This is a genomic window from Moritella viscosa (genome assembly GCF_900120065.1).
GTDB classification, from domain to species: domain Bacteria; phylum Pseudomonadota; class Gammaproteobacteria; order Enterobacterales; family Moritellaceae; genus Moritella; species Moritella viscosa.
Map to the genome: position 1 here is coordinate 20,205 of NZ_FPLG01000114.1, position 22,684 is coordinate 42,888.

Sequence of the window (22,684 nt, forward strand, 5' to 3'; positions counted from 1 at the left end):
AAGTCATGTTTCTTTACATTATTTAAATTACCCAGAGGGAATATATGAACACAATAAGAATGTCATTTTTTATCGCCATTATACTTTCACTGGCAGGTTGTGAATGGGATGATAAGTTAGACGTTAATAAATCAGATATTAATGAACCAGATGTTAAACAACCAATTTATATAACAGGGCATTATTACGACAAAGGACATTTTGATAAAAGCCAAAATTATGAAAATGCCTTTTCCAATAACTTCACTGAAGAAAATGTAGAAATACATAGCTATGTAGTTATTGAATTTGACAACGAGGTTGATCCTGTCTCAATTACAGATAGTACAGTTCAAATTAAAAGGCTGCATATGGAAGATACCCCTTTTGCAGATTCTGAGCTCAATAATAATAATATAATTAGTGGTAATTGGGTTCTAAGTACTGACAATAAAAGTCTTACTTTTAAACCTGCTTATAAACCTTATTTAGATCGCTCGACATTTGCTTACTATACGGAAAGTAAGCCTAACTGGAATGGCCTAAAACCAGGCTATGAATATCAAGTAACTATTTCTGAAAGTATAAAATCTGCCGACGGTGCTGTGTTAAGCACTCCTGCTAAAGAGTTAACATGGACGTTCAAAACTACGGATGTAGATTACGGTTTATATTGGTTTAAAAATTCAACGGATGCAGTTAAATATATCCCGGGGCGAGAAATTGATAAATCTTACTATGCTCCTGAAAATGATACTTTAATTTATGCTCACGGCTGGCAGCAAGAAAGTGTTGTTGCAGACTATAGACGGGAAGGTTTTAACCATTTTGTTAACAGTGAAACCTCAGGATTTTCCAGTGGAATGACTGAAACTATGGATCTCGTGAGTATTTGGAAAGATAAGAGCTGGAACTTTGGCGCATTCTATTGGAATCAGATAGCGGATGATGATGATAATGCAAAATCTTCAGTCGGAGCTGCTGTACCCTATAAGGCTGAGTCTAAGATTTGGAATACAATTCAAATGCGTTATGCCGTATCACCTTATTCACTAACGGGTTCTGCACGTCAGGATAAACCGATTAAGCCAGAGGATGTGTGGGAATATGATCGCCAAGACGTAAATAACCCGACTAAACCTATGTCAGTTATATTGGCGGAAATTTTGGAGAGTGCACTTGATGAAATGGATGATAATGAGTTTAGACTTGCAGGTCACTCTCTTGGAAGCCAGATGGTGCATGGGGCGGCTTATATTTTAAGTGAAAACAAGAATAGTGCGGCTTTAATTCCTGATAGGTTGGCGCTGATTGACCCATACTGGGCGGGGGCAAACGTAGCTGATGATTACTGGGATGAGCATCCGGCAAAAGCACTGGTTACAACGGCTACAGAGCATAGGGACACAGATAGAGAGGCTGCATTAGCCACAGGTTTATCTGGCTACTACAATCCTGGTTATTCTGGACGACCTTGGAATGAAGAGATCAACCGATCGATTGCCGAACAACTTGCTTTAGATAACGTTGCAATTGCCTTTTATGACGTATCTAGCACTAGTGACGGATTCTCAGGTGTTTCGGGTGTTTATTATGGTGGTTTAAATACTCCAGAGCGAGATATTGCAGCAATCAGTTATCTTAAAACGCCTTGGATTCATACAAATGAATATAAAAAACTAGGTCAGAAGCATGTGAATGGCCGACTTTGGTATTTATGGCAAATGGCGTTTGATGCTAAAGATATAAGTAGTGGCTTTTCTGCATCGACCACGACTGACTCCTTGATCGATTTAATGAATGCGAAAAAAACCGAAAAAGGTCGTTGGATAATAACTGCAGGACAAAGTACAGCAACACCTGAAGATGACGTATTTGAGTTAAGCCATGAACAAAAAGATCTCGGTAATTGGTGGTCATCATGGCATAACAGTAAATCATGGCAAGAGTAGCAATAACAACATTGTAAAAAGACTAATCACTCCATAAAACTTCAGCGATCCTACCGCCAGGCTATAATCCCTAATCTTGTTTAAGGTTGGGGATTATTTGTTATATTAAAATGCTTCAATCTACAGCGAGGGAGCATTGTTTTCCAACCAAGTTAAAGGGTGCTGCCATAGATGACAGGCCTTGCGACTAAAAAACTTCATGTGGCCGATTTCACTTAAATTACATGCTTCAGGTGATAAGGTCATTGTTTCTGCGTTCATATTTTCAAAAACGGCCAGCATATCAGCGACATTAGCATCAATGGCGATGTCATCATCGGTGGCGTTTACCCATAGGGAAGGCGTTGAAAGTGTATTGTACAGGTGATTATGTATCGATTTTCCAAAGGCTGTCTTCACATAACCTTGTCCATTACACCAATGACGCCATTGCTGGGCAACAGCTTTAGGCAAGGGTTCTCCCATGCCTAGTAACTGCGATTTTGTATGGCCGAAAATCAGGTTACTCATTGGGATGAACAGGTTCATAAAGAATTGTGCTTTTAAAGCATAAGGCATTTTCATATTCTTTAATCGGCCAGAAGAACTGGCAAAAGTGAAGATTGAACTGAGATCTTTTGCGTTATGCATTAAGCCGACTAGTTGCCCACCGGCGCTGTGGCCAATCAGGTGATAAGCGCTGTCTGGATAGGTTGTTTTAAGAAATTCAAGGACTGCGGGCATATCTTGCTCGCCCCAACACTGCAATGATGCGGTACTGGCACTGATTTTACCCGATAGTGACTTTCCAATGCCTCGGTTATCAAAGGTTATTACTGCATATCCATGCTGGGCTAAAAAACTGGCGAAACTTTTGTAAAACTGTTGTGTTATTCCTGTAGCAGGGCCGATCAATACTGCCGCTTTCACCTCACTTTTGGGTTTGAAAAGAGTGGCGGAAAGTTTGCAACCATCTTGGCAATAAACGTCTACTTCATTTATTAAAAAATCATTCATTTCAAGTCCATATGCTTAGAGTAACATTTCAACAATATTGTACGTGAGGTCATACCAGTTGCAACACTTCATCCGAAAAATAAAGGTATTTAGTGTTATAACGGAAGGAAGGACTGAAGGTTGTTAGGTTTTTAATCCATGACACAAGCCTGATTGTCTGCTGAGTACTGGTGGATAGAGTTAATCGTCACTCGCTATTTAGTTATTAATGTCACTATAATACGCTTTTACACATGCTTATTTAGCATGTTGCTGAGACTTTTATTAGGATTCAAAAATGACGATTAATACTTTAATGGCCTTTGCTGGCATTGTTTTTTTATTGGCCATAATCCCTGGTCCCAATGCACTGCTCATTTTGTATACCTCATTGGCCCAGGGAAAGCGATTTGCGTTCGTTAATATAGTCGGTGTCGGTTTTGGTTTTCTGATTCATGCTTTTGTATCAGCACAAGGGTTAAGCCTGTTACTGTCACAGTCTGCTGTGGCTTTTAATCTCTTTAAATGGCTCGGGGTCGGTTATTTACTGTGGCTAGGTGTGAGTAATATCAAAAACGGCCTAATGCTGTCTGAATTAACATTAGATCCGAATAAACGCGCGATTAATCCGTCTTTACTCAGTAGCTTTACAAAAGGATTGTTAACCAATTTACTCAATCCCAAGATTGTGTTGTTCTATTTGTCTATCTTCCCCCAATTTATTTCGCCACAACATATTTTAGAACAAAGCATGATGCTAGGGCTTGTTCAGGCGTTGGTTGTGGCTAGCTGGTTCCTTGTAGTCATTCTTTTTGCTACGAAGCTTAAAGCGTTGCTGACAACACCTAAAATAGCGAAGTGGTTAAACTATGTCAGCGGTGGACTCTTTGTTAGTTTTGGCGTGAGTTTAGCCAGTACTCGGGTGTAATATTTTCTTTCTTGCTCCTTAGTTGTACGAAGAGTTATTCATTTTTTTATAAGCAAACTACAAATAAACAATAGAAATAAATGGGTGTTATCAAGCCTCTAAACGTGATTAATCGTGTGTCAGAGTGTGTATAAGATATGTATGTGTGTGTAAAAGTAAGAGATCTAATACAGAATGCTTATTTGATTTTTGATATTTTCATTTCGAATTTTACATAAACGAGAATACTCTTATGGGAATAAAAAAATCGAGTATAGCCGCAGTGATTATTACTTTTTTATTAGTTGGCTGTAACACTAGTTCTAGTTCTAGTTCTAGTTCTAGTTCTAGTTCTAGTTCTTCATCACCAGTGATAGTAGTTGGTATTTCATCAGTACCTAAAGCGCTTTCAGACAAATATACGAAAGCGCTTAGGTTTGATCGATACACTTCTGTCATTGCACCAAATGGACAGCCAATACATATTATTGCTCAAGATCAGTTAAGCAATAACCAAATAGTCAGAGCTCGTTCGGTTCTAGCTCATTACTTAACGAATTATACTTCATCTAAGTATGGGAGTGATAAGTCTTCGGTTGCTAATAAAATGGCAGGGAATGGTGCGACGTTACTATTACTAAATGGAAGTGATGATGGGAAGAATCCGGCAGCTGAATTAGATGGTCAACCGCTCTATCAAAATGAGATACAAGTTGAAGGAGATGAGTGGTATATCAAGCAAGATTATAAACACCGAGATGCAACATTTGAAGAAATTTTGCATATGGTTCATGACACAGGTATTGGTGTTGACCAAAATGAAGAGTTTATAGGTTCACTACCTGCATATCAAAGCGATATTCGAAGCGCACAAGTCGGGGCAATGACAGATGGTATATGGGGTTTGGGCAATGACAATAAAGACTGGATTGTAGAACTCACAACAGAAAATAGTTTATCTCAGGAATATCTTGCAGCTGCTATCGACTCTTATTATGGTTTATGGGGCGCTTGGAAAAAGAAAGACTTGAACAGCGGAGGAATGTGGGGAATATATCTTGCAAAAACAAGGGCTGATATTAAAACAAAAGATCCTTTAGGTGCTGCTCTAATAGGGGATTTTTTTCACCCTTATTTAACTTACAATGCTCGAATAGATGAAAGTTTCGATGGGACATTCAGCCTTAGATATAATGAGTTAAAGCCTTACACAAACCATTCTCGATACCTAAAAGACGTCAGTTTAACGGGCAATAAAAACACGAATGTTGTTGTGAATGAACTCGACAATAATATTACAGGGAATTCTGGTAGTAATACCGTTATATTTTCTGGTGATGTAGGCAACTATACAATAACTAAATTAAGTGGTAACTCATATTTAGTTGAAGATCATAGAGATAGTGGTGATGGAAAGGTCACGCTTCAAAAAATAGAAAGCTTGAAGTTTAACAATGCGATTGAAAAATTGTAAATCCAAATTCTTGGAGGTAATATCTATCAATATTGATAGATATTACTCACTTTATTGTAGGCTCTCTTAAAGTTCGTTGAACTCATCGAGCCATTCGGTGAAAGAATTAGATACTTGCGTAACACTGCAAGCAGCATAGTTAAAAAACCATACTGGCGCATCTGTTTGTTGATTTGCACAATCGCTAAGTTTGAAACAAAACATGTTGCCCTTACAATCTGACGCAAATAAAATATGGCCCTTTGGCATACCGCCCATTTCATATAGCTGTGATAGTGAAGCGACATCTTCCAGGCTTAAGAAATCTTGTACTTCAGAAATATCGGAATTCAAATCGCAAATTTTAGTTAATACATTTGGCGTGTGAACTAAGCCGTATGTAGATATTAAATATTTATATGAGTCAGGTAAAATACCCTGTAATTTTGATTCAAGCTCTGCAATATCCTGAGTATTTATTGGTACCATGGCGTTTTTACTGCCCCAGTTTTTTACAAATGTATCAATGCTATTCATTTAAAAATACTCCAAGCTCGCTAATGGCTTATTACCATTATTACGATTAAAATTGTCTTAATTTTATAATAAAAACAAGATACACATGATGATCAAATGATTCAATTTATTATTGATATATTCATTATTTGACAGGGAGTATTATTAAGTAGCGGTTAATTCGGTGCTAATGGTGAGGGAAGTAAGCTGATAATATGTCAAATTCACACTTTAAGTCTTGAGGTAAATAAAACTTCCATCCCTATAATTTCAATGCTACAGCGGTAATCTGCACCATCAGGTTCAGGTATGCCCATCCAAACCTATTTTTAGATGCTGCTACGCCGCATTAGCAACCCGTTGAATCTACAGGTATTTCTGGGGGAATACTGCTACTGCATGCTTCTTTATATTGAACATAACAAACGGATTCATCATAACCTACCTTAATAAACCAGCAATCTGGATCTGATCTGTCTTCGCTAAAAACTTGTATGTCTTCAGCGTCGAGGGATATTAATTCAACAATTCCAAGACCAACACCTTGTTCGCCTTTGCTTTCAGGGTATTTATACCATGAATCAACCGGTCCTAAATTAGTTTGGATAGCCCTTAGCGAATCTGGTCCTGTATCTGGCGTGTTCTGTATTATACCTTTCATGTGCACTGAAGAAGAAACACTTCTCATGCTCCCCGCAATTGACTCTAAAACACTAATACGCGCATCTCTTGAAATATCAATAAATTTAGGGATTGCCGTAGCGGTCAGTATACCCAAAATTATAATCACGATAACGAGTTCTATTAGTGTAAAACCCTTGCTGACATTTCTATTTAACATGTAGAAGACTCGTTTTTAAGTAATTATTGCTAGCTGTGTATTACACGTAATTTTGCCTAATACTTTTCATTAGTGTAACCATAATGAAAATTATGCTCCCTTACAAATTTTTATGGTATTTAAAATACAATATTTGTGCTTATTTGATTTTGTGTATACAGAATTACATGATTTTTGCAGTAAGCGTCGTTACGGCATTAACTCGAACGACTGGTCAGCCATAGACAATTTAGTATGGATGATTAGTTGCATTATTAAATTACATTCTTATAAACAATGAATGCTATATAAATTATCAATTGGACGATATGTATGGATTTTGGCAAAGTAGCGTTATCGGGTCTGCAAGGACTAAACGGATAACACATAAGGAAAAATACCATGGCTAATAAACAAGGATTTCATAACAAAAATTTACCAGATATGCGAAATGCTTTCAGTTGGGGATTTTAGTTATCACACTAGTCCAAATCATTTAAATTATTCCACTCTTGCTATATAGTTTTATCTATACAGTTTTATCAATCGCCGCATTGATTACCATTAGGATGAAAGTTTATTTATGGCTGAGTTATTTAAGGACGTTTATTGCACTGCATTTTATGAGCAATTCTCGGGTGTACTAACGAAGGTGTTACCTGACTTTGATTCAGTTAAGTTTCACCAAATGATCTTTAATGATAGCTTCGTGGAATATGAACTAAAGCAGCGTATGCATCATACGGCGGAAGTCCTTCATTATTTTATGCCCGTTGATTTTAGTGATGCAGTTGTAGTGCTTAAACGCATTATTCTCGAATTGAGGGCTGAGGGGATTAAAGAGCAAAGTCTTGAGTATATGTGCCTGCCTGCTTATATCGAAATGTATGGGCTTGATGATTATGACACTGCTGTTGATGGCTTTGAATTTGTAACTCAATATACCAGTTGTGAATTTGCGGTTAGGCCTTTCATTATACGTTATCCGACGCAGATGTTAGCGCAGATGTTGGCATGGACTGCACATGAGAGTCGCCATGTCCGCCGCTTAGCCAGCGAAGGTTCACGACCGAGATTACCTTGGGCGATGGCATTACCTGCATTTAAAAAAGATCCGACGCCTTTGTTAGCTATTTTAACTGCATTGAAACAAGATGACTGTGAAGTTGTGAGGCGCAGTGTGGCGAATAACCTCAATGACATTGCTAAAGATAACAGCGATGTAGTAGTACAAATAGCAACGCAGTGGCTAGGTGACAATGAACTGACGGACAAACTCGTTAAACATGCGTGTCGGACTTTACTCAAGCAAGCACAGCCAGAGATTATGGCGCTGTTTGGCTTTCAGCAAGATCAGATAAAACTCACCGCAATGGCTATCACCACGCCTGTTGTAAAAGTGGGAGATAAGCTTAAATTTAACTTTTCGATTGAAAATACCAGCCAACAACCTCAAAAATTACGTTTGGAATACGGACTATATTATCTCAAGAAGAATGGCAACTTAGCCCGTAAAGTGTTTAAAATCAGTGAGAGAATAATAGACACTAATGCACAAGAACAGATAGGCCGCCATCAAAGCTTTAAAGTGATCAGTACCCGTGTATTTCATTTAGGTATACATAAATTGGCCATTATTATTAATGGCCAAGAAAGCGAGGTCAATCCTGACAAAGGCGCACTGTATAGCTTTGAATTAACGGATTAAAAATCACTTAGTTTCCATGCATTAACTTCATTGTCCATCATCATCGGTGTGAATAGATATTGCTTGTTCACGCCTATATCCGCTAAACCCAGTTTTAAACTTAAAACCAATTTACGTTCTTTTCCTTGTAGTTTAAACAACTCACCTGAAAGCCAGTCACTGACATAGATAGACTCGTCCGTTGTCATAATAACACCATCGAGGTTACCGAGTTTGTATCCGGTTGGCACTGTTGATAATTGCTGTTCTGAAATGTTTAATCGTAATAGTGAACCGAGTTCGGCGGTCGAAAAGTCGCTGTTCATTCCTTTACCCCAGCTACCAATTAATAACTCACCTTGCTGTGCATATAAGCCGTTAGGGTGGGGTAATGCGCTGCTTTTAAACCAAGCTTCAAACTTACCATTCTTGAGACGATAAATTGTGCCTTCAAGTAAATCGCTCACATAAATCGTACCATCAGTAGTGGCCGTTACATCGTTTAGCATTTTAGCGTTTGGTGCTTTGTATGTATTTTCTACCTTGCCTGTGCTGGTATTTATCTTTACTAGTTTTTGCATATCAGCGACATATAAATGCTGACCGGATAGTGCTAAGCCTTTTGGCGCATCTAACCCTTTAAGCCAATGCTGATTAAGCATCTTACCGTTTGCATTTGCGATACTGATGTAACCTTGACCATTGAGTTCCATAGGCTGGCCATTAATATTACTGATATAGATAAATTGTCCATCAATACTGGTTACCACAGACTCTGGTTGATCTAAATTATTTATTGTCCATACGGGCTGTTTAGCATTAACTGCGTAGCTTGTTAGGGATGCTGTAATAATAGATAGGGCTAACGTTGTTTTCTTTATTTTATTCCAGTTACTCATGGCTCAGTTCCTTTAGTTTGTTGATTAAGTACGCTAATTAGGTTATCAATAGTTGAGCGCGACACAACTATTGCCTAATTGAGTATTAGGAATTGATACTTATTGTTAAGTTTAGGATCAGATTATGGATGAACAACGACAACGTACTGGGCTATTTAGTACGCTTAAGCAAGTTTTAAAGTCACAAGGGCTGCGTTATCGCGATCTTGCTGAGTTGATGAATACGTCAGAACCCACCATTAAACGGTTATTTAAAGATCAAGACTGTAAGCTAAGTCGGTTGATGGATATCTGTAAAGTGATTGGGGTCAATTTTACGGATTTAGTAGAGTTATCCAGTAATAGCCCTACAGAACCGACCGTTCTGTCTATAGAAATTGAATCTGCGCTGGTGGGTAATCCGGGTCTGATGTCATTTTTTATGTTGCTGGTGAGTGACTTTGACTTAAAAACGATAGCGTCACAAAATAATTTACAGCAAACGGATATATATTTATATTTGCGTGAATTAGAAAAACTGTCTTTGATTAGACTAGGGCAAGGTAATCAGTTTTACTTTGTTGTGAACAGACCTATTAAATGGCGTTCTGATGGACCAATGCTCCAAACATTAGTGAGGGTCAATAAGCGTTTTATAGCGGAGGCGATCTCTTCACATACAGGGACTAATTATCCATTTTATTCTGCGAGTCGTTTATTGAGTGAGACCAGTAGCAAGCAATTCTATCAAGAAGTCGATAATCTTTATTTCCGTTTTCAGCAACAAGCGACATTAGATCAAATGTTTTATCCGACAGAGGAGCTTAAACCGTTTAAACTCGTTGCTACTACAACACCGTTCGATCTGCCAAGCTACTTTAAAGTGCCAGCATTTACGCGTTAAAACATCTTAAATATGTTTATAGCTTGTTATTGCTCTGGTTGTTATAACTAAGTAATCTTGTATTTACAGATTAATTTATAATAAATGCGACATAAACTGCTTGCATCTAAATTACATTTAAATTACATTGTCGCCATTAAATCGAGCTCCTCGATTATTTTGTTTTTATATGGACTTTAAAATACAGTGATAGAAACCATTAATCACACATTTCGTATTTCCCTACCGTACTTCTGATCTCTGATTAGCGCAAGTGCTTTACCGCTTTGCCTAAAATTTAGCATTTTCTATCTGTTGCCCAGCGCAGCTTACCTGTTCGCTTGTTTAAACCGTTTTTAGCGTGATTTAGCATTCGAATATGCATTTTTTTATTTAAAATTTGAAGAATGATGAAAAACTCAAACCAAAACCAAAACAACGATTGGTCTGATGTATTTATACATCTAGATCCTAAAGCACAGCCGCATTACCTTAACGCTATCGAGCATTCAGCACGCGAATTATCAGCGATGTTTACTGCTATTGACGCACCGTATTCAGGGCTTGAACCTGCGCAATTAAATGAACAAATCATGGCAATGCCAATTGGTAAAGCACCGATTGCACCTCTTGCTGAGATCATTTCAAATAATGTGAATCTCATTGGTAAAAACGCAATTATTGTGCAACACCCGCATTGTATTGCGCATTTACACACGCCACCGTTAATCCCTGCTCTGGCTGCTGAAACGATTATATCTGCATTAAATCAATCTATGGACTCATGGGACCAAGCGTCTTCTGCTACCTATGTAGAACAGAAAATGACAGATTGGTTATGTGAATTGTTTGGTTATGATCTTGTGGAGTCGGCGACACATAATGGTGCTGATGGTGTGTTTACCAGTGGTGGTACACAAAGTAACTTAATGGGTCTGTTATTGGCTCGTGACCGTGCGGTAGAACAGATCTCCGGTGAAAGCGTTCAGAAGGACGGTTTACCAAGTTACGCGAAAAAGTTGCGGATTCTGTGTTCACAGACAAGTCATTTTACCGTGCAAAAGTCAGCCTCGTTAATGGGACTGGGTGAACGAGCCGTGGTTACTGTGGCGACTGACGAGTTTGGTTGCTTAGATATGAACGCGCTAACTGCAACGATTGCCGATCTACAGTCGCAAGACTTGATCCCATTCTGTGTGGTTGGTACGGCAGGTACGACAGACCTTGGTGCAATTGATGATCTGCAAGCGATTGCGGCTATCAGCGAACAGCATAATATGTGGTTCCACGTTGATGGCGCATACGGTGGTGCATTGATCTTGAGTTCACACAAAGATCGTTTGGCTGGTATTGAGCTGGCGGATTCGATTAGTACCGATTTTCACAAGTTGTTCTTCCAACCTATTAGTTGTGGCGCATTGCTTATTCGTGATAACCACAATTTTAAATACTTGTTACATCATGCTGACTACCTTAATCGAGAAACCGATGAACTACCAAACTTGGTGGACAAATCGATTGCCACGACAAAGCGTTTTGATGCGTTAAAACTACTAATGTCTATGCAGGCTTTGGGTACGGACAAGTTTGGTGCAATGTACGATCACCTAATCAGTCTGACTCAAGATGTGGCAGCGTTAGTGACAGCGACAGACAAATTTGAACTGTTGGCGCAACCGCAATTAAGCACCGTATTATTTAGGTATAACCATTTATCTACAAACAGCGATGTAAGCATTGAGCATGAAGAAGAAATCAGCATGATCAATCAGCGTTTACGTTTAGATTTGTTAACCGCAGGGCAAGCTGTCTTAGGTGAAACCAAAATTAATGGTTATACCTGCCTGAAACTGACGATTTTGAATCCATGCTTGCAGTTAAGTGATTTTGAAAGTCTGTTTACCAAGATTGCTGATTTTGCTGCAGAGCAAGATTATATCAAGTAGACAACGCAAAGATAATACTGGTTGGCGTTTCTTGAATACGCCAATTAGTGACAGGATAGGCTGTTTAGATATTGAATCTAAAAGCTAATTAATAAATAACAAAAAAGAATAAGTTTAAGGAATAAATATGTCTGTATTACAAATTGGTGCTGGTGGTGTTGGTTGGGTTATTGCGCATAAATGTGCTCAAAATAATGACGTGTTTGGTGATATCACAATCGCCTCACGTACAATCGCTAAATGTGACAAGATCATCACAAGTGTTCATCACCGCGACAACTTAAAAGACAAGACTCGCAGCTTAGTATCACGTGAAATCAACGTTGATAACAAAGATGAACTGATCGCTCTTATCGAAGAAGTGAATCCAGATTTAGTCATCAACGCCGGTCCTCCGTGGGTTAACGTAGCAATCATGGCTGCATGTGTAGCAACTAAAACGGCTTACCTAGACACATCTGTTGCAACTGATTTATGCAGTGAAGGTCAACAAGTTCCTGAAGCTTATGATCCACAATGGGCATTCCGTGACGATTTCGAAAAAGCCGGTATCACAGGTATTCTTGGTGCTGGTTTTGATCCAGGCGTAGTAAGCGTATTCGCAACGTATGCATACAAGCACTTGTTTGATGAAATCGACAGCATCGACGTAATGGATGTAAACGCGGGTGATCACGGTCAACGGTTTGCAACTAACTTTGATCCAGAAACAAATATGTTAGAGATCTTAGGTGATTCGTTCTACTACGAGAACAAAGAATGGCATCAAGTGCCTTGCCACAGCCGTGTAATGGAATTTGATTTCCCAGTTGTTGGTCAACAAAAAGTTTACTCAATGGCGCACGATGAAGTACGTTCATTGGCAGAATTCATTCCTGCAAAACGTATTGAATTCTGGATGGGGTTCTCTGATAACTACCTAAACTACTTCAACGTAATGCGTGATATCGGTCTATTAAGCCAAACACCTGTTACGACAACTGACGGTATTACTGTTGAACCGCTTAAAGTATTGAAAGCGATCTTACCGGATCCAACATCACTTGCTGCTGGTTACACTGGTAAAACCTGTATCGGTACATGGGTACGTGGTACGAAAGTTGGCAAGCCACGTAGTGTATTTGTATACAACATCTGTGACCACGAAGAAGCATACAAAGAAGTTGAGCATCAAGCGATTTCTTATACAACGGGCGTTCCTGCAATCACTGCCGCACTACTTTATTTCCAAGGTAAGTGGAGCGATGCTGGTTTGTTCAACGTAGAACAGCTTAATCCAGATGACTTCTTAGAATTGATGCCACGTATTGGTCTAACGTGGGAAGTTCAAGAGTTGGATTGCAAATAATGTTGGCGTCTTTGAAAACACCTTATTTCATTATCCACGAAGATAAACTGTTGCGTAATCTTGAGATCTGTAAGCAGTTAAAAGATCTTTCTGGTGTAAAATTGGTGTTAGCGTTGAAGTGTTTCTCGACATGGGGAACCTTCGACACCATCAGTAAATATTTAGACGGTACAACAAGCAGTGGGCCGTACGAAGTTCAGCTCGGTCACGAAGCATTTCCCGGTGAAACACATGCTTATAGCGTAGGTTACAGCGAAGATGACGTGATTGCTGTGCGTGATATTGCCGATAAAATAATTTTTAACTCGGTATCACAACTCGAACGCATGCAGCCTTTGCTTAATGCCGCGAGCAGCGTTGGTCTGCGTATTAACCCTGAAGTGAGTTATGCGGGACAAGATCTTGCTGATCCTGCGCGCGCTTATTCTCGTTTAGGTGTTAAACAAGCGGGTCTTACTGTTGAAACAGTGTCTAAACTTGATGGTTTGATGTTCCACATGAATTGTGAAAATAAGGATTTTGTTGCTTATAACACTATCCTGAACACAATTTCAGAACAGTTTTCTGCGCATTTGAATCAAGTATCTTGGGTTAGCTTAGGCGGTGGTTTGTTCTTCACTTATCCGGGTTACCCTGTGGCGGACTTAGCATTAGCGCTTAAAGCTTTTGCTGAAAAGCACCAAGTACAGCTTTATTTAGAACCGGGTGAAGCGGTTATTACTGATACGACAGATTTAGTTGTGTCGGTATTAGATGTTGTTGAAAACGATAAAAAAACCGCGATTGTAGATAGCGCAACAGAAGCACATCGTTTAGATACCTTAATCTATAATGAGCCTGCGAGTTTTGCTGAAGCAACAGAAGATGGCGAACATCCTTACATTATTGGCAGCTGTTCATGTTTGGCAGGGGATATATTTGGTGAAGCCAATTTTCCACAGCAACTACAAGTCGGCGATCGTTTAACTATTAAAGATTCAGCGGGTTATACCATGGTGAAACTGAACTGGTTTAACGGCCTTAAAATGCCAAGTATCTACTATAAGCGTATTGCTAGCGATGACGTTAATGGGACGCGTGTTGAAGGCAAAATAGAAACCCTGAATCAATTTGATTATCAGGATTTCAAGGCCACGTTGGGTCAAGATTAATCTTGCCGAATGTAAGTAACAATATGACTGATACCTTTCACAAGGTGGCAATTATGAATAAAAGATCAGAGAAGGTTGGAAACGACGTGAGCGAAGTTTTAAATTATGTGACAGAAATGAATAATGATGAGTCAGTGATGCGTCCACAAACGCCTGCTGCGTTAAATCTTGCTTCGTTTCTGAGTCAGCCAGCACGTGTGCTAGCGACTAATAGCTATTTACAACGCCAAGAACAGCGTGAATCAAATGCACGCAGTTATCCGCGTCGTTTGCCATTTGCGTTAAAACGCGGCCAAGGTATCTTTGTTGAAGATACTGAACAACAGATTTTTATTGATTGTTTAGCAGCTGCTGGTACGTTAGCACTGGGTCATAGTCATCCTGATGTTACAGAAGCCTTGATACAAGCTGTGCAATCAGAAGTACCAATGCAAACGTTAGATCTGATGACACCTGTTAAAGATCAGTTTATGACGCAATTATTGGATTTGCTACCGGGTAATATGGCTGAAAATGCACGCATTCAAATGTGTAGCCCTTGTGGTTCAGATGCAGTTGAAGCCGCACTAAAGCTAGCTAAAATTGCTACTGGCCGTCGTTCGATACTGGCATTCTCAGGCGCTTATCATGGTATGACGCATGGAGCGTTAGCAATGATGGGTAACTTAGGGCCTAAATCAGCATTGAGCATGACGGGCGCGGATGTGCAAATTATGCCATTCCCATACGCACCTCGCTGTCCGTATGGCCTAGGTGAAACAGGGATTAAAGCCAGCCTTTACCAGTTAGAAACAATGTTAACCGATCCTGAATCGGGCGTAGCTAAGCCAGCTGCTATCATCGTTGAAGCAGTGCAGGGTGAAGCAGGTTCATTACCCGCAGATCCAACATGGCTTAAAGGCTTACGTGATATTACTAAACGTCACGGTATTGTTCTTATCATTGATGAGATTCAAGCGGGGATGGGCCGTACGGGTAAAGTATTTGCATTTGAACATGCTGATATTGAACCGGATGTGATTGTTGTTTCTAAAGCCTTAGGCGGCGGTCAGCCATTAGCTGCTGTCATTTATCACAGTGATTTTGATACATGGCAACCAGGTGCTCACGCAGGTACATTCCGTGGTAACCAGTTAGCAATGGCATCAGGATTGGTGGTAATGCGTCATCTTGCGCAAGAGCAACTGCATTTACATGCGGGTGCAATGGGTGCTAAGTTAAAACACGACTTAGAAGCGATTGAAAGTGACGTTATCGGTGATGTTCGTGGCCGTGGTTTGATGTTGGGTATTGAGATTGTTGATCCGAATGGCGAACGTGATGCGTTAGGTAACTTTCCACAAGATGGTCAACGTGCGAAAGACATTCAACAAGCGGCATTACGTCGTGGTTTAATTATTGAACTAGGTGGGCGTTTTGGTTCGACTATCCGCATGTTACCACCACTGATCATTCAGCCTAAAGAGATTGATGTGGTTGTCACTATCTTAACAGATGCGATTAACTCAGTTGGTTAAATAATTAGCACTAACAATTTAACTTAATAAAAAGGCCTTTAGTATTAACTAAAGGCCTTTTTTGTTCGTGTACTCTGAGTTTGTTACTTACAACGTCTTATTTCAGCTTAAACTGACCAACAATCGCGACTAACTGTTCATTTGAACTTGCTAAGTTACGTGTACTGTCCATGGTTTTCTCACCGTTATCGGTCAGTTGATTAACCATAGCTTGGATCATGGTCATGTTACGGTTGATTTCTTCCGTTACAGAGCTCTGTTCTTCTGCTGCTGTTGCTATTTGAATACCTAGATCATTAATCTGCATGACAGAGTTAGTCATTGAATCAAGGTTATCATTAACACTTGCCGTGGTCGTCGCTGTTTGCTGACAACTGGCTTTGGTGATGTCCATAGCACGAACAACCATGTCTGCGCCGTTACGTAGACGGGCTAACATTTCATTAATCTCAGAGGTACTTTGTTGTGTACGTGCAGCTAGCGTACGTACTTCATCAGCTACAACCGCAAAACCACGACCTTGCTCACCAGCACGTGCGGCTTCAATTGCAGCATTCAGTGCAAGTAAGTTAGTTTGGTCGGCAATCTCACCAATCACACTTAATACAGTGCTGATTTTATGGGTGTCTTCATTCATTGTTTGAATATTAAGCGCCATCGCTTCAACTTCATTCACTAAGTCTGCAACACCGTGTACAGCACCTTCTACAACCGCTTTTGATTTATGCGCTTCGTCTGCTGATTGCTGGGTAAAGGTTGCTGATTGTGCCGCATTTTGAGCAACACTGTCTGCGGTTGAACTCATTTCTGTTACTGCGACAACAACTTGGTCTGTTTCACTTGCATGATCGATTAATACCGTGTTGTTGTGTTCAGTTTGCGATCTTAATTGCTCAATACCTGAGGAAATATGATCTGTCGACTGTGATATCTCTAACATCATATCTTGTAAGTTGATTACGAATCGATTTACTGCTTCAGCTATCTGGCCTAAATCATCATTACTGTTTACAGCTAAGCGTTGTGTTAAATCTGCATTACCTTGAGCAAGGTCTTGAACTGTTGATTTTAATGCCAGAATTGGGCGGTATAATCGATTAAGTGCGGCATATACGATAGCGGATGCAACAATAATAAGTAGCAGGGCACTGAATATACTGTCTTCTAATAGTTCTTGCACTGTGGCGTAGTGAGCAGACTGATCAATAGTGATGAGTAAATGCCAGCTCATCGAGTCATCTAGCTTGATGGTTTCAAAGTAACTTACTTTATCAGCACCATTAACAGTGAAGTTTGTTACACCTTCATCTTTACTGAGCATTTCTTGTTGTAGTTGCGCATAACCCATTTCATCCGCTAGCTTGCTTTGTCCTGGGTTACGGATCTGCTCTGTGGATGCGATTGTCGTGCCTTGGTTATCGTGTAAACTTGTTATCGCGTTGGCGAATGCAGACGCACGAACCATATCATTTAAAACGCCTAGCTCGATATCTGCAAGCAGTACACCTTCAAGTTGACCATTTTTATAAAACGGTGAAGCAATACTAATAAGTAATTGCTTGGTTAGTGCATCCTTATACATAGCTGTCACGATCGTGGTGCGTTTTTGTTGTGCTAAAGTATACCAGTCACGAGTACGAGGATCGTAACTTGCTAAATCCCGTTTACCACTTGCTGCGCCATAAGAGCGACCATCAGCAAAACCAACTAAGATATCACTGGCTTTGGTGGCTGCGGTGATTTGTCGAACCATAAGGTGTAATTGCTCGTCATCACGAACTTGCGAAAAATCGGGTGCAGTCGCAATTAAACCTTCTTTAATGGTTTGAAACCACGTATTAATCTTTGCCGATGTGGTATCCACTTTTAATATAGAGTAATCGTTGATATTACTCGACATTGAAGAAGATAGCTGGCGATAAGAAAATAAGTTAGAAATAGTTAAGGTGATTATTAAGAGCAGAATAATGACAGATATTATTCGCCCTTTAAAACTTGATAGAAAATCCACGTGAATCAATACCCTTTAATAGTTAAAAGTTTTGCTATACAGCTGATTTGCCAATATATATTCAGATTATGGCAGTTTTTTGAACATCTTATCATTCACATGAGGGTTTCGGTAGGGTTTTGTAAGATTATGCAATGTTAGTTTGGTGGGAAGTTCTTGATTATGATGATATTGAAAACGTTGTGGCTATGAAATACCACAACGTTTAATATTTTATCTTGTGATTACTTTAGTTTGAATTGACCTACAATAGGCAATAATTGTTCATTACAATTAGCTAGATTACGTGTGTCGCCCATGTTTTGGATCATCGTCATGTTACGGTTGATTTCTTCCTTTTAAATTATTGCAGCTTGAACTGTCCAACAATGGCAACAAGTTGATCATTCGAGCTTGCCAGAGTATGCGTACTGTCCATGGTTTTTTCACCATTTTGGGTTAACTGAGAAACCATATTTTGAATCATAGTCATATTACGGTTAATCTCTTCTGTTACTGAGCTTTGTTCTTCTGCAGCTGTCGCAATTTGAATACCGAGATCATTAATTTGCATCACTGAATTTGTCATAGAATCAAGACTTACATTCACACTTGCTGTTGTATCTGCGGTTTGCTGACAACTCAATTTTGTTGTGTCCATGGCTTTTACAACGGTATCAGCACCATTGCGTAAGCGAGTTAGCATCTCATTAATCTCTGAGGTACTTTGCTGGGTTCTTGCCGCTAGCGTTCTAACTTCATCTGCAACCACTGCGAAGCCTCGACCTTGTTCACCTGCACGCGCCGCTTCAATCGCTGCATTAAGCGCGAGTAGGTTAGTTTGATCTGCAATTTCACCAATCACACTTAATACTGAGCTAATTTTGTGAGTATCTTCATTCATAGTTTGAATGTTTAACGCCATTGCTTCAACTTCATTTACTAAGTCTGCAACCCCGTTTACTGCACCTTGAACGACCGTTTTAGATTGGTGTGCCTCATCGGTTGATTTTTGTGTGAAGGTTGCACTTTGCGCAGCACTTTGAGCCACACTGTCAGCGGTCGAACTCATTTCTGTTACTGCGACAACGACCTGATCGGTTTCACTTGCGTGGTCAATTAATACAGCATTATTGTGTTCTGTATGGGATCTAAGTTGCTCAATACCGCTAGAAATATGTGTTGTTGATTGCGATATTTCTAACATGATTGTTTGGAGATTAGCAATAAAGGTATTTACCGCTTCAGCAATCTGCCCTAAATCATCTTTACTTGTTACTTCAAGTCGCTGGGTTAAATCACCATTACCTTGCGCCAGGTCTTGAACCGTCGATTTTAGTGCGATGATTGGTTGATAGAGTTTATTCAGACAAATGAATATTAACAAAGTCACAATAAGCGTCATTATAATCGCAGTGATAAGCGAATCTTCTAAGCTGTCTGAAATGATGGCGTGGTGCGCTTCTTTGTCCAGAGTGACTAATATATGCCAACTTAATTGGTTATCGAGTTTAACTGATTCAAAATAGCTAATTTTTTCTTTACCATTAACCGAATGAGTTAGTTTACCTTTTTGTTCTGCGAGCATTTGCTGCTGTAATTGGGTAAGTGCAGTGTTATCAGCAAGCTTTGATTCACCTGGGTTTTCGATTTTATCCGTAGACGCAATCGTAGTACCGACTTCATCGAATAAACTGGTGGTTGCATGATCAAACGCAGATGCTTTAACTATGTCTTCTAAGACATTAAGTTCTATATCGGCAAGTAGTACACCTTGTAGCTGACCATTACTGTAAAATGGTTCGGCAATACTGACTAATAAATTCTTTGTAAATGCATCTTTGTACATAGGTGTAATAATCGTTGTGCCTTTACGTTTTGCCTCTTCATACCAACCTCGTGCACGAGGGTCGTATTCAGATGCATCATGTCTGCCGCTAGTCGCGCTATAAGATCGCCCATCTTCAAAACCGACTAGGATATCCGTTGCTTTCGTTGAAGCATTAATTTGCTGCACCATCAAATTAATCTGGTCATCATCACGTGGTAAAGAAAAATCGGGGGCGGTACCAATCAAACCATCCTTAATTGTTTGAAACCAAACATTTACTTTTTCAGAGGTACTGCTGACTTTCAGAGTTGAGTAATTATCGATATTCTCTTTCATTAACGAAGAGAGTTGGCGATACGAAAGAAAGTTTGATATTGCTAGCGTTGTAATAAGCAGTAACAAAATTACTGTAATTATCCGGCCTTTAAAACTTGATAAGAAATTCACGTGGGTACATCCTTATAATCATTAGTATCGGGAGTGTTAATACGCATAATAACGCGACAACACTATCGTAATTACATTGTTATTAGCTTATCGGCAGGGGAAATAGACATCGCATTTTTAATGCTCAATAGTTGATCTTGGTCACTAAATTTTAGTGTCTCTAATCATTAAGTATTAATGCATATGCTGGGTTGGATTGAGTCTTGAGGGACTTAGAGTGGTTATATTTGTGAGGTTTTAGCGGGCGTTAACAATGAATTAATGCGTTGTTCCAAAGTTGAATAAGGTTCAACGCATTACTTATACTATTTAAGTTTGAATTGGCTAACAATACCCATTAGCTGTGCATTGCTACTTGCTAAGTTATGGGTGCTACTGAGTGTCTTTTCACTGTTAGTTGTTAATTGCTGTACCATATGCTGAATCGTGGTCATGTTACGATTAATTTCTTCAGTTACTGAACTTTGTTCTTCTGCCGCTGTGGCTATTTGAATGCCAAGATCGTTTATTTGAAGTACTGATTCTGTCATTGAATCTAGGCTTTCATTAACACTTTCAGTTGTTTCTGCTGTTTGTTCGCAGCTCGTTTTTGTGGTTTTCATTGCTTGCACAACAGAGTCTGCACCGCTACGTAATCGGGTTAGCATATCGTTAATTTCAGAAGTACTCTGTTGTGTTCTGGCTGCTAACGTTCGCACTTCATCTGCGACGACGGCGAATCCACGACCTTGATCACCTGCTCGAGCAGCTTCAATTGCGGCGTTTAATGCGAGTAAATTCGTTTGGTCTGCAATTTCTCCAATGACGCTTAATACTGAATTAATTTTATTGGTATCTTCGTTCATGGTTTGAATGTTCAATGCCATCTTATCCACTTCTGTAACGAGTTCTGCAACGCCAAATACCGCACCTTTAACCACTTCTTTAGAACGTTTAGCTTCATCCGTTGATTTTTGTGTGAAGGTAGCCGATTGCGCAGCACTTTGAGCAACGCTATCTGCTGTAGAACTCATCTCTGTAATAGCAACAACAATCTGTTCTGTTTCAGCTGCATGCTCTAGTAATACATTATTATTGTGTACTGTCTGCGAACGAAGTGCTTCAATACCGTCTGAGATATAGGTTGTTGATTGTGATATGTCTAACATCATGCTTTGTAAATTAAGCGTGAATTTATTCACTGCGTCTGCAATCTGGCCTAAGTCATCATTGCTTTGAACATCGATACGGCGGGTTAAATCAGCATTGCCATTAGCAAGATCTACAATTGTTTCTTTTAGTGTGAGGATAGGGCGATATAAACGGTTTAAGGATAATAAGCTAATAATAGATGCCATAATCACGAGGATGAATCCAGTGATAAGTGCGCTGTTTAAACCCTCTTCAATCTCGATAAAGTGAGAAGATTTGTCTACTGTGATAGCTACTTTCCAAGAAATAGTATCATTAAGGTTTAATGTTGTGAAATACGCAAGCGTTGTTTTCTTATCTTGGCTAAATTCGAAAGTACCTTCTTCGTTACTTGAGATCATGTCTTTAAGTCGTGTCAATGTAGCATTAGCTGAGTCCATCGGCTTACCTACGATTTGACTATCATCTGTTGACGCGATGGTCATGCCTGTCATGTCATATAAATTAAGCGTGGTATCTGCAAATGATGAATTTTTAATAAAGTTACTTACTGTTTCTAAGCGAATATCAGCTAATAATGCCCCTGAAAATTGGCCATTATAATAGAAGGGTTCAGCAATACTTATCATTAATCCGCCCGTTGTAGCATCACTGTAAATACCGGTAATGATTGTTGAGCCTTTTTGTTTTGCGTCTTTATACCAGTCGCGAGTACGTGGATCATAGCTTTCTAAACTTAGCTTGCCGTCTATCGCTGTAATTGCTTTACCGTCTTCATAAGCAGCCAAAATATCATTTGCGTCGGTAGCGAGAAATACTTGTTTCACCATGAGTAATAATTGTTCATCATCACGAGGGATTGCAAAATCAGGCGCTGTTGCAGCTAAACCTTTTTTGATATTTTGAAACCAACTATTAATTTTATTGGCAGTACTATTGACTTGTAGTTGCGAATATTTATCAATATTGCCTACGATAGAAGTAGATAATTGTCGGTAAGAAATAAAACTCGATATCACGAGTGAGGAAATAACGAGTAATATTACTACTGTAATGATACGGCCTTTAAAACTGGATAAAAAATTCACGTTAACTTAATCCTTACATAACGGTATTAATTGATAGTAGAAGTCGAGAGTGGTAGATTCGGTACCTGTCGGCATCGCCCGCAGGATAATATCCATATGGTTCTTTATTGTATATTTCTTTATATTATAATCTGCATCTAGATCACTTTAATTGTGGCCAGCTACCTATTAATTTTGTGATTGTA

16 protein-coding genes are annotated in these 22,684 nt (G+C 39.4%); 9 read left to right on the forward strand and 7 right to left on the reverse strand.

Annotation, left to right across the window (positions count from 1 at the left end):
• Positions 1-44: 44 nt before the first annotated feature.
• Complete coding sequence (locus tag BT797_RS18295) at positions 45-1,931, forward strand: Ig-like domain-containing domain (RefSeq protein ID WP_082293734.1); 1,887 nt, start codon at positions 45-47, stop codon at positions 1,929-1,931.
• 120 nt (positions 1,932-2,051) lie between these two features.
• On the opposite strand, the gene BT797_RS18300 is transcribed toward BT797_RS18295, so the two are convergent.
• Complete coding sequence (locus BT797_RS18300) at positions 2,052-2,927, reverse strand: alpha/beta hydrolase family protein (RefSeq protein WP_075473115.1); 876 nt, start codon at positions 2,925-2,927, stop codon at positions 2,052-2,054.
• Positions 2,928-3,204: 277 nt separating this feature from the next.
• On the opposite strand from BT797_RS18300, the gene BT797_RS18305 reads away from it, so the two are divergent.
• The gene (locus BT797_RS18305) at positions 3,205-3,834 is read left to right on the forward strand and encodes a LysE family translocator (protein WP_045110626.1); all 630 of its coding nucleotides are present in this window, start codon (positions 3,205-3,207) and stop codon (positions 3,832-3,834) included.
• Between the two features lie 232 nt (positions 3,835-4,066).
• The gene (locus BT797_RS18310) at positions 4,067-5,287 is read left to right on the forward strand and encodes a hypothetical protein (protein WP_244534230.1); all 1,221 of its coding nucleotides are present in this window, start codon (positions 4,067-4,069) and stop codon (positions 5,285-5,287) included.
• 66 nt (positions 5,288-5,353) lie between these two features.
• On the opposite strand, the gene BT797_RS18315 is transcribed toward BT797_RS18310, so the two are convergent.
• Complete coding sequence (locus tag BT797_RS18315; RefSeq protein ID WP_075473116.1) at positions 5,354-5,803, reverse strand: SMI1/KNR4 family protein; 450 nt, start codon at positions 5,801-5,803, stop codon at positions 5,354-5,356.
• Positions 5,804-6,131: 328 nt separating this feature from the next.
• A complete protein-coding gene (locus BT797_RS24605; protein ID WP_075473117.1) occupies positions 6,132-6,623 on the reverse strand; it encodes a prepilin-type N-terminal cleavage/methylation domain-containing protein in 492 nt (163 codons plus the stop codon).
• Between the two features lie 562 nt (positions 6,624-7,185).
• Here BT797_RS24605 and BT797_RS18325 point away from each other — a divergent pair.
• The gene (locus BT797_RS18325) at positions 7,186-8,310 is read left to right on the forward strand and encodes a DNA alkylation repair protein (protein WP_045110624.1); all 1,125 of its coding nucleotides are present in this window, start codon (positions 7,186-7,188) and stop codon (positions 8,308-8,310) included.
• Here BT797_RS18325 and BT797_RS18330 read toward each other — a convergent pair.
• Positions 8,307-9,188, reverse strand: a complete 882-nt coding sequence (locus BT797_RS18330; RefSeq protein ID WP_052678326.1) for an SMP-30/gluconolactonase/LRE family protein — start codon at positions 9,186-9,188, stop codon at positions 8,307-8,309. The genes BT797_RS18325 and BT797_RS18330 overlap by 4 nt on opposite strands.
• Before the next feature lie 124 nt (positions 9,189-9,312).
• Here BT797_RS18330 and BT797_RS18335 point away from each other — a divergent pair, with 124 nt between their 5' ends.
• From BT797_RS18335 to BT797_RS18355, 5 genes are all read left to right on the forward strand, one after another.
• A complete protein-coding gene (locus BT797_RS18335; protein ID WP_045110623.1) occupies positions 9,313-10,071 on the forward strand; it encodes a helix-turn-helix domain-containing protein in 759 nt (252 codons plus the stop codon).
• Positions 10,072-10,457: 386 nt separating this feature from the next.
• Complete coding sequence (locus BT797_RS18340; protein WP_075473118.1) at positions 10,458-11,996, forward strand: pyridoxal phosphate-dependent decarboxylase family protein; 1,539 nt, start codon at positions 10,458-10,460, stop codon at positions 11,994-11,996.
• Positions 11,997-12,123: 127 nt separating this feature from the next.
• Positions 12,124-13,344 carry a carboxynorspermidine synthase gene (locus BT797_RS18345; protein WP_075473119.1) on the forward strand — a complete coding sequence of 407 codons (1,221 nt, stop codon included), beginning with the start codon at positions 12,124-12,126 and terminating at the stop codon, positions 13,342-13,344.
• Positions 13,344-14,495, forward strand: coding sequence for a carboxynorspermidine decarboxylase (gene nspC / locus BT797_RS18350; protein WP_075473120.1), 1,152 nt, complete (start codon positions 13,344-13,346; stop codon positions 14,493-14,495). The genes BT797_RS18345 and nspC overlap by 1 nt, the downstream gene beginning before the upstream one ends.
• 53 nt (positions 14,496-14,548) lie before the next feature.
• Positions 14,549-16,012 (forward strand): diaminobutyrate--2-oxoglutarate transaminase family protein, encoded by a 1,464-nt coding sequence (locus BT797_RS18355; protein WP_045110620.1) that lies wholly within the window; start codon positions 14,549-14,551, stop codon positions 16,010-16,012.
• A 97-nt stretch (positions 16,013-16,109) separates the two neighbouring features.
• On the opposite strand, the gene BT797_RS18360 is transcribed toward BT797_RS18355, so the two are convergent.
• From BT797_RS18360 to BT797_RS18370, 3 genes are all read right to left on the reverse strand, one after another.
• On the reverse strand, positions 16,110-18,023 hold the full coding sequence (locus BT797_RS18360; RefSeq protein WP_075473121.1) for a methyl-accepting chemotaxis protein: 1,914 nt from the start codon (positions 18,021-18,023) through the stop codon (positions 16,110-16,112).
• A gap of 343 nt (positions 18,024-18,366) precedes the next feature.
• Positions 18,367-20,280, reverse strand: coding sequence for a methyl-accepting chemotaxis protein (locus BT797_RS18365; RefSeq protein WP_075473122.1), 1,914 nt, complete (start codon positions 20,278-20,280; stop codon positions 18,367-18,369).
• 305 nt (positions 20,281-20,585) lie between these two features.
• The gene (locus BT797_RS18370; RefSeq protein ID WP_075473123.1) at positions 20,586-22,499 is read right to left on the reverse strand and encodes a methyl-accepting chemotaxis protein; all 1,914 of its coding nucleotides are present in this window, start codon (positions 22,497-22,499) and stop codon (positions 20,586-20,588) included.
• Positions 22,500-22,684: the final 185 nt, after the last annotated feature.